Origin of the sequence: Metabacillus halosaccharovorans (assembly GCF_002019635.1) — a bacterium.
Taxonomy (GTDB): Bacteria; Bacillota; Bacilli; order Bacillales; family Bacillaceae; genus Metabacillus; species Metabacillus halosaccharovorans.
This window is the reverse complement of the sequence record NZ_KV917371.1, coordinates 1,601,677-1,616,325: the sequence shown is the minus strand read 5'-3', so window position 1 is coordinate 1,616,325 and position 14,649 is coordinate 1,601,677. Positions and strand designations below refer to the sequence as shown.

The 14,649-nt window shown below is 35.1% G+C and carries 12 protein-coding genes and 1 other annotated feature; of the genes, 4 read left to right on the top strand and 8 right to left on the bottom strand.

All coding sequences use genetic code 11. From position 1 onward, the window contains the following. Positions 1-12: 12 nt before the first annotated feature. From BK577_RS25915 to ezrA, 5 genes are all read right to left on the bottom strand, one after another. Positions 13-150, bottom strand: coding sequence for a hypothetical protein (locus tag BK577_RS25915; RefSeq protein WP_156931967.1), 138 nt, complete (start codon positions 148-150; stop codon positions 13-15). Between the two features lie 96 nt (positions 151-246). Beyond that, a complete protein-coding gene (locus BK577_RS07435) occupies positions 247-462 on the bottom strand; it encodes an alpha/beta-type small acid-soluble spore protein (protein ID WP_078432330.1) in 216 nt (71 codons plus the stop codon). 118 nt (positions 463-580) lie between these two features. After that, a complete protein-coding gene (gene thiI, locus BK577_RS07430; protein WP_078432329.1) occupies positions 581-1,780 on the bottom strand; it encodes a tRNA uracil 4-sulfurtransferase ThiI in 1,200 nt (399 codons plus the stop codon). A gap of 4 nt (positions 1,781-1,784) precedes the next feature. Beyond that, entirely contained in the window at positions 1,785-2,930 is a 1,146-nt protein-coding gene (locus BK577_RS07425; protein WP_078432328.1) for a cysteine desulfurase family protein, read from the bottom strand. Between the two features lie 143 nt (positions 2,931-3,073). Further along, on the bottom strand, positions 3,074-4,786 hold the full coding sequence (ezrA, locus tag BK577_RS07420; protein ID WP_078432327.1) for a septation ring formation regulator EzrA: 1,713 nt from the start codon (positions 4,784-4,786) through the stop codon (positions 3,074-3,076). Between the two features lie 331 nt (positions 4,787-5,117). Here ezrA and hisJ point away from each other — a divergent pair, with 331 nt between their 5' ends. Then, on the top strand, positions 5,118-5,927 hold the full coding sequence (gene hisJ / locus BK577_RS07415) for a histidinol-phosphatase HisJ (protein WP_078433495.1): 810 nt from the start codon (positions 5,118-5,120) through the stop codon (positions 5,925-5,927). On the opposite strand, the gene refZ is transcribed toward hisJ, so the two are convergent. Beyond that, the gene (gene refZ / locus BK577_RS07410; RefSeq protein WP_078432326.1) at positions 5,910-6,560 is read right to left on the bottom strand and encodes a forespore capture DNA-binding protein RefZ; all 651 of its coding nucleotides are present in this window, start codon (positions 6,558-6,560) and stop codon (positions 5,910-5,912) included. The genes hisJ and refZ overlap by 18 nt on opposite strands. 119 nt (positions 6,561-6,679) lie before the next feature. On the opposite strand from refZ, the gene BK577_RS07405 reads away from it, so the two are divergent. Then, positions 6,680-7,159: a GAF domain-containing protein gene (locus BK577_RS07405; RefSeq protein WP_078432325.1), complete on the top strand. Its 480-nt coding sequence runs from the start codon at positions 6,680-6,682 to the stop codon at positions 7,157-7,159. A gap of 30 nt (positions 7,160-7,189) precedes the next feature. Here the strand turns inward: BK577_RS07405 and BK577_RS07400 are convergent, their stop codons facing one another. Continuing rightward, the gene (locus BK577_RS07400) at positions 7,190-8,947 is read right to left on the bottom strand and encodes a sensor domain-containing diguanylate cyclase (RefSeq protein WP_245823446.1); all 1,758 of its coding nucleotides are present in this window, start codon (positions 8,945-8,947) and stop codon (positions 7,190-7,192) included. 352 nt (positions 8,948-9,299) lie between these two features. Between BK577_RS07400 and rpsD the strand changes: the two genes are divergently transcribed. Continuing rightward, complete coding sequence (gene rpsD / locus BK577_RS07395) at positions 9,300-9,902, top strand: 30S ribosomal protein S4 (RefSeq protein WP_026560793.1); 603 nt, start codon at positions 9,300-9,302, stop codon at positions 9,900-9,902. A gap of 113 nt (positions 9,903-10,015) precedes the next feature. On the opposite strand, the gene tyrS is transcribed toward rpsD, so the two are convergent. Then, positions 10,016-11,281 (bottom strand): tyrosine--tRNA ligase, encoded by a 1,266-nt coding sequence (gene tyrS, locus BK577_RS07390; RefSeq protein ID WP_078432324.1) that lies wholly within the window; start codon positions 11,279-11,281, stop codon positions 10,016-10,018. A gap of 66 nt (positions 11,282-11,347) precedes the next feature. Then, positions 11,348-11,576 (bottom strand) — a binding site (T-box leader). Positions 11,577-11,718: 142 nt separating this feature from the next. On the opposite strand from tyrS, the gene BK577_RS07385 reads away from it, so the two are divergent. Further along, complete coding sequence (locus tag BK577_RS07385; protein ID WP_078432323.1) at positions 11,719-14,628, top strand: transglycosylase domain-containing protein; 2,910 nt, start codon at positions 11,719-11,721, stop codon at positions 14,626-14,628. The last annotated feature ends 21 nt before the right edge of the window (positions 14,629-14,649 follow it).

Sequence of the window (14,649 nt, the reverse complement as noted above, 5' to 3'; positions counted from 1 at the left end):
TGTTTTTAAATATTAACTTTGTTCATTTGCCTGTTTCGCGTTTTTCGGCTCATTTCTTCTTTTTCTTTGTTGTTTTCTACTTTTTTCTAATCTTTGTTGCTGCTCTCGTTCACCGTCTTCTGCGATGTTTTCACGGTCATCTCTTGTCATATTATGTACCTCCCTTTACTCATCTCCGGTGGAGTTGGACACTTGAACAAGAAAAGAGTGGGGTTACCCCCACCCTTAGTAGCCATGTTTATTCTATTATTTTTGGAAAGAACCGCTCATTTGTTGTTGAGCAAAAGAAACTAAACGTTTTGTGATTTCACCACCAACAGAACCGTTTGCACGTGAAGTTGTTTCTGGTCCTAAGTTTACACCAAATTCAGAAGCGATCTCATACTTCATTTGGTCGATTGCTTGTGCAGCACCAGGTACAACTAATTGATTTGAGCTGTTTGAACCGCTGTTTTGTGCCATGTGTATCACCTCCTTGTGAGTATAGAATGTGTAAATACACATGGCTTCATTCATCTTTTTTTTTGGTAATTCTTCACAAAATATTGTTTGTTTTCCATGCTCATCTAGATAGTCAGATTTAAAATAAATCTGCAAATTCATCTTTTTGATTTTCTGTTATAGTTAAAGTATTAACATTATTAACCGCTTCTGTGACAAGCTCTTCAAAGTCCACAAAACTTTCAAATCTCGATACTTTATCAACTTTCGGTTTTGTTTTTGGATTCGCTGGAGTAAAAATCGTACAGCAGTCCTCATATGGTCTTATTGAAATATCATGTGTATGAATTTCTTTGGCAATTTCAATGATTTCTGTTTTGTCCATTGTAATAAGCGGCCTTAAAATTGGTGTACTCGTCACATCATTAATCGCCACCATGCTTTCAAGGGTTTGACTTGCTACCTGCCCTAGACTTTCACCTGTTATAAGCGCTAACGCTTGCTGCTTTTGTCTGAGTTGGTCAGCTATTTTCACCATCATTCTACGAGTAGATGTCATTGTATAATTTTCCGGAACTTGTTCCTGAATTTTTTCTTGAATCTTTGTAAAAGGAACGATATGAAGTTTTATTTTTCCACCATATGCTGTTAATTCTTTTGTTAAATCAATTACCTTTTGTTTCGCACGTTCACTCGTATACGGCGGGCTGAAAAAATGAACAACTTCCAGTTCTACACCTCTTTTTAATGATAAGAAGCCTGCAACCGGACTATCAATTCCACCTGATAATAACAGAATAGCCTTCCCACCTGAGCCAACCGGCAGTCCACCAGCACCTTTGAAATCATAGCAAGTAATATAGGTAGCCTCAACACGAACTTCCACTCGGACATTTATATCCGGTTTTTTTACATCTACCGTTAGATTTTCAGTATGAATTAATATGTGACTTCCAATTTGATAATTAAGCTCATTAGTGTCCAATGGAAATTGCTTATCGGCTCTTTTAGCCGTTACTTTAAACGTATCATTCGATTTATATAAACTTTTCACAGCTTTTAACGCCATTTCTTTTATATCCGTTATTTCACTTTTGCATTTAATAGCTAAACTAAACGATTGAATACCAAAAACAAGTTTAAGCTTCTCCACAATTTCTTCATGCTGCTCATTATTCAAATGAATATATAATCGATCTCTTGTACCTTCATAGGTTAAGCTAGGAAATTGATTGAGAACTTCTTTTATATTTTTTTTCAAACGATCAACAAACTTCTTTCTATTTCTTCCCTTAGTAGATATTTCCCCAAACCGAATTAATATGTGATCAAATTCCATTTTTCTACCTCATAACTTTCGTTAGTTTTTCTATTCCTTTTGTAAGTGTTGTCACAAATGGATCAATAATGGCTTCATTGTGATCAAGTGATAAACTAATCCTAATCGCGGATTTAGCAATGTCTTCGCTCTTATTCATCGAAAGCAATGCCTGACTTACCTTTTTATTTCTTGATGAACAAGCTGATGTTGTTGATACAAATATATTGTTCTCTCCGAAAAAGTGGATGAGAACTTCTGATTTTAATGCCGGTACTGAAAAATTCATAATATGAGGTGCATAAAATTCCTCAGGAGTATTTACTTTAACACCATCTATTTTTGTTAATTCAGATCTTAATTTCTTATGTGTTGCAAATAGATATTCTATCTGTCGGTTTGCTTTCTCCATAGACATTCTTAATGCTTTTGTCATCGATACAATTCCAGCTAAGCTTTCAGTACCTGATCTTAATTGTAGCTCTTGAGCCCCTCCAGAAAATAGGGGAACTAATTGAATACCCTTTCGCACAAATAAAGCACCCGTACCATTTAGGCTATGAAATTTATGTCCTGAAATCGTACATAAATCAATGCCGGCTCCATAAAAATTCAGGGGCACCTTTGTTACACCCTGAACATAGTCAACATGGAAAATAGCATTTGAGTATTGCTTAATCATCTTTCCAATCTGTTCAATTGGTTGAATCATTCCTATTTCATTATGTACATGCATAACAGAAACAAGAATCGTATTTTCCTGTATAGCTTCTTTCAACTCATCAACAGATACTCGTCCATTTTCGTCTACCTCTAAGTATGTTACCTGAAAACCATGAATGGCTTCTAATTGTTTAAACGCTTCTAAAACAGATGGATGTTCAATAACAGATGTGATTAAATGGTTACCCTTGTGCTTATATGCGAATGCTGCACCCTTTATTGCTAAATTATTTCCTTCAGTTCCACCTGAAGTAAAGATGATCTCTTCATCCGAAACATTTAATAAGCCTGCAACTTGTTTTCTTGATTGAACCAATAAAGCTTCAGCTTTACTTCCTAATTTATGGATTGAAGAAGGATTTGCAAAATAATCTTCTGTCACTTTCATGTAAGTTGAAAGGACATCTTTATAAGGTTTTGTTGTTGCACTGTTGTCTAGATACAACATGTTATTTCCTCCATAGCTATCTTTTATCAATTTGTAATCATATCATAATAGAGTGTGAAAGAAAAATAATTACGTAAAAAAACAGGAATGATCAAGAAGAGGGGCACCTGCATTCTTTACATTCCTGTTTAAAATATCTACAATTATTTTTTCACTAAAACATTTTTTTCTTGTTCGTTTATTATATTCTGTAATTTATTGATTGAGCCAGGTTCAACTTGCTCAATTGCAGCTGCTGCAGTATCTAATGCTTCTTTATATAGATGCTCTCTAAATAATTTCTCCGCTTCGATGAATTTGTTTGCTAATTGTGGTTGACGGCTACGGTATCTATTGCCATATTGAATGACCTGTTCAAATAAGTAGACCTGCTCAATTAATTCATCCGCAAATGCCTTTAGGGAATCAACAGATTCAACGGCACTCTTAAGTAACTCATTGACCATCAACATATTAAGAGGTATTTCTTCTAGTTTCATTGTTGCTTTTTGAACATCTCTTTTTCCTAGTTCAATTAGCTTTAAAAATTCTTCAGGTAGTCCGGGAATATTACTTTGCTGAACAGATCTGGTTGTTTCTAAAAGCAATCGTTTCAATGAAACTAGTTTCTCTCGTGCTTCAAGCTCATCTCTTCTAAGTGTTTGAAGCATTTCGCGATATTGGTTGTGCTCATCGAATAGTTCTGAGATCTGCTTTTGAATTTTTTCAAGTTCTTCTTTAACGATAGAATGAGCTACTTGATCTTCTAACAGATTTTGTTGGATTTGGACAAATTTCTTTTCTACCTGTGTAATGCGTTTTTCTAGTAACTTCTGTTTATCAAGCTCAGTTTCCGATAATTGATAGCTTTGCTTAACAAGATTCGTTTCTTCAATTGTCGAGAGCTTCTGCTCAGATAGCTTAATTAATTTCGTGTTAATTTGATCTTTTGTTTGTTTAACGAACTGATTTGCCTCAACCTCTTTTTCAAGTAGATCGTACATTTGGTCTATTGATTCCTGGATAAGCTGAAGCCCCTCCTGCACATCATCAAGTTCTGCTTCCTCTATTTTCCCTTTGAACTGTTCCAAGTTTGTATTAATTTTGTCCAGTTCCATATCCAGCTGAAAATGTTCTAAGCAATATCCTGCTTCCTTCATCTCTTTGTAGCCGTCTTTTAGTTCATTAACTAAACTAGGAATCGTAACTGTACATTCTGTTAATAATTTAGGAATCTCATCCATTTTAAATTGAAGGACATCAAGTTGTTGTTTCAAATTGATCAAAACCTGTCTTGCTAAAAGATAATTTCCTTGTTCGGTCTCATGATCAAATTCTTTAAGAGAATCTGTAATTGAAGTTAGATTCTCATCTAATTTCCGGTGAGCTTTACCGAACTGTCGACTATGGGCCAATAAGGTTTTTTTGACTTTTTTATACAGCTCTTTAACCTCTTCACCTTCAACAGCATTCTTTTCCTCACTAGTTACTAATTCATTAATTTCTTCAATGATTTTGTCAATGTTTTCGTTCACAGTCATTAACATATTATCAATATGCTGAAGGACATTTTGTGACTTTTTAAAGCGGTATTTATCCGCAAATTCTTCCGCATCAAACAATAGTTCTTCAATCTTGGGAAGTTGGCTGGTGATAATCTCATCCCATTCACTTCTCCACTGTTCGAACAACTCTTCAGCTTGTCCGGTCATTTTTAATTCTTTAACTTTTGACAGTTCATCAATAATGGAACGATTCATGACTTCAATCTTACGTGCCTCTAATCGATCAACCTCTTTATAGATCTTTCTTCTAAACATGTATCCGGAACCCGATAAAATACATATCAGAAGGACTAGTCCAATTAAAACCTCCATAGTTAGCCCCCTCGTTACTACACAAATCCTTGTTAAGGAGAAAAATCTTTCTCCATGATGTAAAAATACATCGAATTTATATTTTTATGTGTTATGATTTCAATTTTAAAAAGTTTACACAATAACAAAGTTATTATGATTTTGATTTTCATCTTATAATTGAAACTTTCTTAATGTTATTTCAATGTATTTATGATACCATGTAAACGACATTTTTTGACCAGAAATTTAAATTTTTTTACATTATTTGTCCACTTCAATTAAATGGCCATTTAGAACCTGGAAAAAGGGTCAAATCATAATCCTAACAATTTGGAGGGTGATGTGAGTGATGAGGAAAAAGGATGGGCATGTTCATACACCTTTTTGTCCACATGGAACGAAGGACACACTTGAAATGTATATTGCACAAGCTGTTCAAGAGGGTTTTACAGATTTAACATTTACGGAACACGCTCCGCTTCCAAAGGGTTTTATTGATCCAACACCAATGAAAGACAGTGCATTGGACTACTATAAGATGGAAGATTATATTCAAAGTGTTCAAGAAATGAAAGAAAAGCATAAAAATGATATTCGCATTCATATCGGCTTGGAAGTTGACTATATTCAAGACTATGAACAAGAAATAACCGATTTCCTAAACGAATATGGTAAATTTCTAGATGATAGTATCTTATCCGTCCATTTTTTGAAGATTAATGACCGATACTATTGCATGGACTTTGATGAAAAAACGTTCGGGTTAATGATTAATGAGGCAGGATCCTTATATCATGTTCATCATATTTATTATAATGAAGTGTTAAAATCTATTAATAGCCAATTAGGCGACTATAAGCCAAAGCGAATTGGTCATATTACATTAGTTAATAAATTCCAAAAGCTTTACCCTGTAACGTTTTCAATGCTAAAGATAATAGAGAAAATACTGGCATCTGTAAAGGAGAAAAACCTTGAACTGGATTATAACGTTGCCGGATTAAGAAAAGAATATTGTGGAGAAACCTATCCGAATTCGGATATCATTTATTTAGCTCAAAAACAAAAAATCCCTCTCATCTATGGATCTGATGCCCATAGTGCTAGGGACGTTGGAAAGAACTATACACATTATGATCTTTTAAGGAATCGCTACTAACCGATTTTCTTTTGTCGTTTGCTCTGCTAACAAGGAATTAAGCCAAATTTTCAATTCTTTGTAATACTGATGGACGAAATACGCTTCATGTGGTTGAATATGAAGGACCTCACTCATGTATTGGGGCTGTAAATACGGCATATGCAAAAGACTTCTTAGCTGGATAATCATATGTGGGACAAAACCTTTTCGAAACTGTCCTTCCTCGATCCCTTGTTCCAATAATGATTTGAGATAATACTTTTCTTTTGTTAAATAAGTCGTCATTACTTCACGGATCAGAACGGAGTCTACCGTTACTTCCCGATAGACCAATCTTGAAAGCTGGCGATTTTCATGCTGGTAGTAGAGCAAATCAAGAGCCAATTTACTTAAGACTGAATAGGCATGACCAAACTTAATTTGGGTGTAGTTTTCTTCAATTACTTTTAAGTACCCTTCATAATAATATGACACTAAGTATTCGAGTAAACCACCCTTTCCTTTAAAATAATATGAGATATGTGCAACATTCACATTTGCTCTGGAAGCAATCTCTCTAACAGAAGTTCCTGTAAATCCTTTCGAGTTAAAAAGGTAGATTGCTGCATTTACTATTTTTTGTTTTGTATCTCGTGTATTTTCTTGAGTCAAATTTCACACCCCCTATACCTTATGTTACAAATTCAATTTATAGGGGAGTTACTCCTTCATGTTTTTCTCGACAAAGTTTTTTCTATAGCAAAAAAATAATCAAAAGGTGGGTAATAAAGATGTTTCATGTCGAAAAATACCAAGGCAATAAAGCTGAACAATCAGTTTTAGTTATTAAACAACTAAGAGCATTAGTAGAAGGGGAAGAAGATATCATTGCAAACCTATCTAATGCGTCTGCTCTCCTAAATCAATTTTTAGAGAATATCAACTGGGTAGGCTTTTATCTGTTGAAAGAAGATCAGCTTGTCTTAGGGCCATTCCAAGGACTTCCTGCATGTGTAAGAATCCCGCTTGGAAGAGGTGTGTGTGGTACTGCTGCAGAAAAAAAAGAAACATTAAGAATTGCAGACGTTCATCAATTTCCAGGACATATTGCATGTGATGCTGCTTCTAACTCAGAAATCGTCGTACCTCTTGTTTCAGATGGCAAAGTGATCGGTGTCCTTGATATCGATAGCCCATCAAAAAATCGTTTTAATGAACAGGACCAAACTTTTTTAGAAGAGTTTGTTGATGTTTTAATGGAACATGTTTAAAAGATAATAGTATAAAAGGTGAGCTTACCATCAGCTCACCTGAACTATCACTTGATTTTTCCCTAAATTCTTTGCAGCATATAAAGCTTTATCTGCCCGTCTGAACAATTCATCATAATTCCTTTCATGCTCTGCCTTCCAATGTGACACCCCACATGAGATTGTTACAGTCGGTAAAGTGTTTTCCTTTACTCTTTTCACTATTCTTTCTGCAATAGCTGTACCCGCATCAAGTTCTACATGTGGTAAATAGATGGCCAATTCTTCTCCACCCCATCTTGCTCCAATATCATGATCCCTAATATTGTTTTTTAGTATATTTGCAACTTGAACGAGAACTTCATCACCAATCTGGTGTCCATAATTGTCATTTATCGCCTTAAAATTATCGATATCAATTAATACAAATGTACCTTGCCGATCTATATTCATCGAATTTTCAATGCAGGAATTCATATAATTACGTGAATATAATTGTGTTAATTGATCAGTTTTCACTAATGTCTCAAGCTCTTCTCTTAATAAAGAATTTGATAATGCCAGTGTAGAATGGTGTATCAGCGATTGAAGCAATTTGTACATATCAAAAGAAAAATGATAAGGGTTTTTGTGAAGAACTAAAGCACATCCTTTAAGCACATCACTTTGAACCATTGGAACGGCCATAACAGAAGAATATGGCAAACCAGGAAGATGTGATGTTATATCTCCCAAAAACAATCCTTCTAAATCTTTTTCAAGCTTCTCTTGAATATAATTAATATATACCTTTACTTCCTCTGACTCAAAATAGCTAGTGCTTCCTGGAAAAATATGAATGTCATTGCTATTTTTAGTAAAGAACCCGACCTCATCCGCTTGGAATGACTCCAAGATTCGCATAGACATATAGCTCATCGTATCAGTTAATCTCAGATTTTTATTTAACCTGTGTGATGTTTCATTTATTAATTGCAAATCTTTAATTAATCTCTTTGATTGATCATAAAGCTGTGCATTTTCCATCGCAGTTCCTGCAGCATTTGTTAGCAGTGTAATGAAATGCCTATCTTGTTCATCTAAATTTAATGCGAAATGGATGACTACCTGCAGAACCCCGTATACACCTTGTTTTCCTTTTAATGGTGAATAAAAAAACATGTCTTTGGTCTGTTCATGAATAATAGACTGAGCTTTTCCGGTAACAAAAGCTTCCATTGCCATTTCATCATCCTGATCATCAAAACTTAAATTTTTTATAGGTAAATGGTGTTTGTTTTCATTATCATGTGATAGAAACAAATAGAACGTATACTCCTGATACATTTTTTGTAATGTTTCTATTAATGCAACTAAAACATCATCTTTATTCATAAGAGAATGAAACTTCTCGGTTAAATAATATAGTTTTTCATACTTTTGTTCCTTTTCTCTTAACTGAAAAGAGTGTATGTAATAGGTATAAAATTCTGAACATGCTTTTGCAACTTCATCTAAATCAACAGATATAGTGCTGTCAAATTCCCTAAGTTCTATGACTCCACACATATCCTCATGGCAATATATTGGAAGCAATACATCTTTTTGAATCCAAATAGCTTGTCCTGGCTTAAAATTGTGTAGGAACATTTGAAACGGGAAGGAATTCGTTTGTGGCGACAATGAATAAAAAGCAACATGACCAATAGCAAGCTCTCTTTTTAAAACTGTAACAAGCTCATTATTTAAGTCAATAACAGAACAATAATCATTACATTTATTTACTAAATCAAAAAAAGCACCTTTTATCGCTTGAACTTGATTATTCATGAAATCACCCACACCAGTAAGTTACAAAATTTGATAATTCATTATATCATAAAACTTTCCTATTTATAGTAGACGAAATGTTTTTATTTATGAGTTTGCTCTTTATTACATATTTTTTATGTAAAGCTTCTTGACTTTATACATACAAAAACATATAATGTTCGTTGTGTATAAAATATGCAGCCTATTGATGTAGCAGTTTTGATTTCATTTTATTCCCCTTTTTTATAAGGAGGTGTATCGAGTAACTCTATGCTGCTGGAGCGAGGATACATGAAAATAAAATGTGCATGATTGTCAATCAGTTTGGTTTTTATTTTATGCAAAATAAAAACATAAAGGAGGAGTTAGCATGGCTCGTTATACAGGCTCAAGCTGGAAACTCTCTCGTCGTTTAGGTATTTCATTAAGTGGTACAGGTAAAGAATTAGAAAAGCGTCCATATGCTCCAGGACAACACGGTCCGGGACAACGCAAAAAAATCTCTGAATACGGATTACAATTACAAGAGAAGCAAAAGCTTCGTCACATGTATGGTGTAAATGAGCGCCAATTCCGTAACTTATTTGATAAAGCTGGTAAAATGGCTGGTATCCATGGTGAGAACTTCATGATTCTTCTTGATTCTCGTCTTGATAACGTAGTATACCGTTTAGGTTTAGCTCGTACTCGCCGTCAAGCTCGTCAATTAGTTAACCACGGTCATATCATGGTAGATGGCGGACGTGTAGATATCCCATCTTACCAATTAAAACCTGGTCAAACAATCACTTTACGTGAAAAATCTCGTAACCTTGACATCGTTAAGGAATCTATTGAAGTAAACAACTTCGTACCTGACTACCTAACTTTCGACGCTGATAAATTAGAAGGTACTTTCACTCGCTTACCTGAGCGTTCTGAATTACCTGCTGAAATTAACGAAGCTCTTATCGTTGAGTTCTACTCTCGTTAATAGTAAAAAAACCTATGTCCTTTGGCATAGGTTTTTTTGTTCTTATTTATATAAAAAAACCCAATAACAGATTCTTTTGTAGAATCATTATTGAGTTCCCCCACTAATAAATGTTATTTTACGTAACGAATTAGGAAATACTTCTTCTTTCCTCTGCGGATGACTGTGAACTTTCCATCAATCTTATCTTCGTTTGTGATAACTTTTGTTAAATCTTGCTCACGATCTCCATTAATATAAATCGCACCATTTGAAATATCTTCACGAGCTTGACGTTTTGACGGAGATATTTTTGCTTGAATTAGTAAATCGATTAAGCCAATCTCGCCTTCTTCTATTTCAGTAGTAGGAACATCTTTAAATCCTTCTAAAATCTCACTCGCAGTTAATTGTTTAATATCACCGCTAAATAAGGCAGCAGAAATTTTTATTGCTTGTTGAAGTGCTTCTTCACCATGTACAAGCTTTGTCACCTCTTCTGCAAGTGCTTTTTGAGCAGAACGTTTTTCAGGTGCTGTTGCAACTTCATTTTCGAGCTCCAAGATTTCTTCATGAGTCAAGAAAGTGAAGTATTTTAAGTATTTCATTACATCTCGATCATCTGTATTGATCCAGAATTGGTAGAATTCATATGGAGATGTTTTTTCAGCATCTAACCAGATAGCTCCACCTTCTGTTTTTCCAAACTTTGTCCCATCAGCCTTTGTAACAAGAGGAATTGTTAATCCATATGCTTTTGAATCTTCTTCAGATTTACGAATTAGTTCCAAACCTGCTGTAATATTTCCCCATTGGTCACTTCCACCGATTTGTAATTTACAACCATTGTTTTGGTATAAATTCAAGAAATCATATGATTGCAAAATCATGTAACTAAATTCTGTAAAAGAAATACCTGTTTCAATTCGCGTTTGAACAGAATCTTTTGCAAGCATGTAATTGATCCCAAAGTTTTTACCAACATCTCGTAAAAATGAAATAACATCCAGCTTTCCTATCCAATCAAAATTGTTCACGATAATGGCAGGGTTTTTTTCATTCTCAAAATCAAGAAATCTTGATAACTGTCCTTTAATTCGGTTAGACCAATCTTGTACGATATCAGCTGTATTAAGAGTGCGCTCAGCTTTTTTCCCACTTGGGTCTCCAATTAAACCCGTAGCACCTCCAACAAGTCCAATTGGATGATGGCCATTTAATTGAAAGCGGCGCAAAGTTAACACAGGTAACAAATGCCCAATATGAAGACTGTCTGCAGTAGGGTCAAAACCTGAGTAAAGCCTAATATCTCCTTCTTCTAAAACTTTTGCTAAGCCTTCTTCATCTGTTACTTGATTCACTAAACCTCTAAACTTTAAATCATTTAATAATTCGCTCATTGTTTTACTCCTTTTTATAATATTCTATTTTTCAGCAAAGAAAACACGAAAAAGCCCCTTCATCACTGAAGGGGCGAAATAATCCGCGGTACCACCCAACTTAGAATTACTTAAGCGTAATCCTCTCTCGACTACATAACGGTTAGACCGTCTTCTCCTACTCAGGTTATTTAACCTTTTCAAAAAAGAAGCTCATGGATGTAATTCATGGAATATCTATGTGCTGATTTTCACCACCCATCAGCTCTCTAATAACAGGGAGACATCCATTACTGAATCCAATCTTTGCTTTTTCATATACTAATTACAAGCAATTTTAACCATAATATCATTCTAATGTCAACACTTGGCATGAAGTGTTTCCAACCTTTATGACAAAAGCATACAAATTTCATCATTTCCTATGTTATAATAAGTTAGATTTGGGGGAATGCACAATGAAAAAAAAGGAAGAAAAACACAGGCGTTTCTCACCCTTTAACAAAGATATAGGTAAAAGTCTACGGATCTCATACAATGTTATTGGAAATCTCCTTTTACTATTTCTCATTATTGGACTTATAGGTATATGTTTTGCAGGGGGTGTAGGGGCCGGTTATTTCGCTTCACTTGTGAAGGATGAACCTGTTCGATCTTACGAAGAAATGAAAAATGATATTTACAACTATGAAGAGACGTCACAGGTCTTCTTTGATCAAAATATTTATTTAGGAAAATTAAATGCTGACATTGAACGCGAGGAAGTCCAGTTGGAAAACGTTTCTCAACATCTCGTTGATGCAGTTATTGCAACTGAAGATGAACTCTTTTACGAACATGACGGTGTTGTACCTAAAGCAATCATGCGCGCAATTTTTCAGGAATTCACAAATGCCTCTGTTCAAACGGGTGGAAGTACACTAACACAGCAATTAATTAAAAACCAAATACTAACAAATGAAGTATCTTTTGATCGAAAAGCAAAGGAAATTCTATTAGCGTTACGATTAGAAAAGTTTTTTGAGAAAGAGGAAATTATTGAAGCATACTTAAATGTTGCAGATTTTGGACGAAATTCTAATGGTAAGAATATTGCAGGTGTAGAAGCAGCTGCAAAAGGCATTTTTGGAGTTTCTGCTAAGGACCTATCAATTCCACAAGCTGCATTTATCGCAGGCTTGCCTCAAAGTCCGTTTGGATATACTCCATTTTCAAATGATGGCGGCAAGGTAAAAGAAGATCTAAGTTCAGGCATAAACAGAATGAAAACTGTCTTAAACCGGATGTACACTGGCGGGTTTATTTCACAAGAGCAATACAAACAAGCGCTTTCATATGATATTCGTGCTAATCTAACACCTAAAAAACCGACATCCACTGAACAATATCCATACCTGACTTATGAAGTAGAAGATCGGGCGAAAGATATTATAGCTGTACAACTTGCCCAAAAAGACGGGTATACAGAAGATGAATTAACAAAAGATATAGATTTGAAAAATCAGTACCGTACACTCGCTGATCAAGACATAAGACATAATGGATACCGAATTCATACAACAATAAATAAAGATATATATGACAAGATGCAGGAAGTTGTTAAACAATATGAATATTATGGTAGTGATAAACCAGAACAAATCAAAGATTCGGACACTGGTGAAACGAAAACCATTCAAGAACCTGTCGAAGTCGGCGGTGTTCTAATTGAAAACAAGACAGGAAAAATCATTAGTTTTGTTGGCGGACGCGATTTTGAACGTGAAAATTTAAATCATGCTACAGATGCACTACGTGCTAATGGATCAACAATGAAGCCATTATTGGTTTATGCTCCTGCAATGGAATTGGGAGCAACTCAACCGGGAACAGTTATTGCGGATACGCCAATGACAGGTTCATATAAGCCAAAAAACTATGGCGGTGCCTACCACGGATTAACAAGTGCACGAACTGCCTTGAAATATTCATACAATGTGCCCGCGGCTAAAACATATATGAACATTATGAATCAAAAACCTGTCTCCTACTTAGAAAAAATGGGCTTTTCCAGCTTAAACAAAATTGATTATGGAATAGCATCACTAAGTTTAGGTGGTATGACCGACGGAGTAACAGTTGAAGAAAATGTAAATGCCTACTCAACATTTGCCAACCAAGGTAAGTTTGTTGATGCTTACCTTATAGAAAAAATTGAAAATAGTGATGGAGAAGTCATTTATCAACATGAAAAGGTACAAAACGATGTATTCTCAGCTCAAACTGCTTATTTAACAATCGATATGATGCGGGATGTTATAAGCAGTGGTACAGCCGCTTCACTAAATGGCTACCTCTCATTTAGTGCTGATTGGGCCGGAAAAACAGGTACTGGTCAAGATTACCATGATGCATGGTTCGTTGCGACAAATCCGAATGTAACATTCGGAACATGGATTGGGTATGATACACCAAAGCCATTGGAACAAAACTATAAAGGCATGTCATACAGCAAACGTAATCTCTTACTTTGGGCAAAACTGATGAATGCTTCACATGATGTTGAACCAAACTTGATTGCACCAAAAAACCGACATGAAACACCAGGTGGTATTGTTCAAAGATCTTATTGTGCATTAACAGGAGAATTGGCTTCAGATCTTTGCCGTAAAGCAGGACTTGTCGCAACAGACATATTTAATGCAAAATATGTTCCTACCAAAGTTGATGATAGCTTAACACAAGGAAAATATGTGTATGTAAAAGACAGAGCATACAAAGTGCCAGCTTCTGCTCCTTCTGAATTTGTTCAAGAAGGTGTAATGCTAAAAAAAGAAGTTCTTCAAAAATATAATATTAGCAGTACAAGTGATCTTAAACGCTTGTTGCCTAGTACTTCTAAATGGGGTAACTTAGTTGTTACAGATGGAAAAGAAATTGTTGATAATGGCTCCAAGCCGAGACAAGTAAGCGGAGTCTCATCTGGCGGTTCAACGATAAGCTGGAAAGCCAACTCAGATAATGACGTTGTTGGATACCGTGTATATGGTGCAGCAAATCACTCAACCAGCTTTAAAAAGGTAGCGAGTTTGCCGTCATCTGACAAATTATCTGTATCAGTTGGAAGTAGCCCTGCTGCTTATTACATTGTCGCAGTTGATGTTGCCGGCAATGAATCTTCACCTTCTACTATTGTTAAAATCGGTGATTATGCTGAGGTAAAACCAAAAGTTGAAGAAAAGCCAAAAACTGAGGATCCAAAGCAAGCAGCAAATGCTGATCAAAACAAAGATACTAACAAACAAAATGAAAATAAAAATGCTGATCAAAAACAAAAACAAGAAGAGGCACCAGCCTCTTCCTCAACTGACAACAACAAACCCGAATAACTACGAATAGTTGTATTAAAA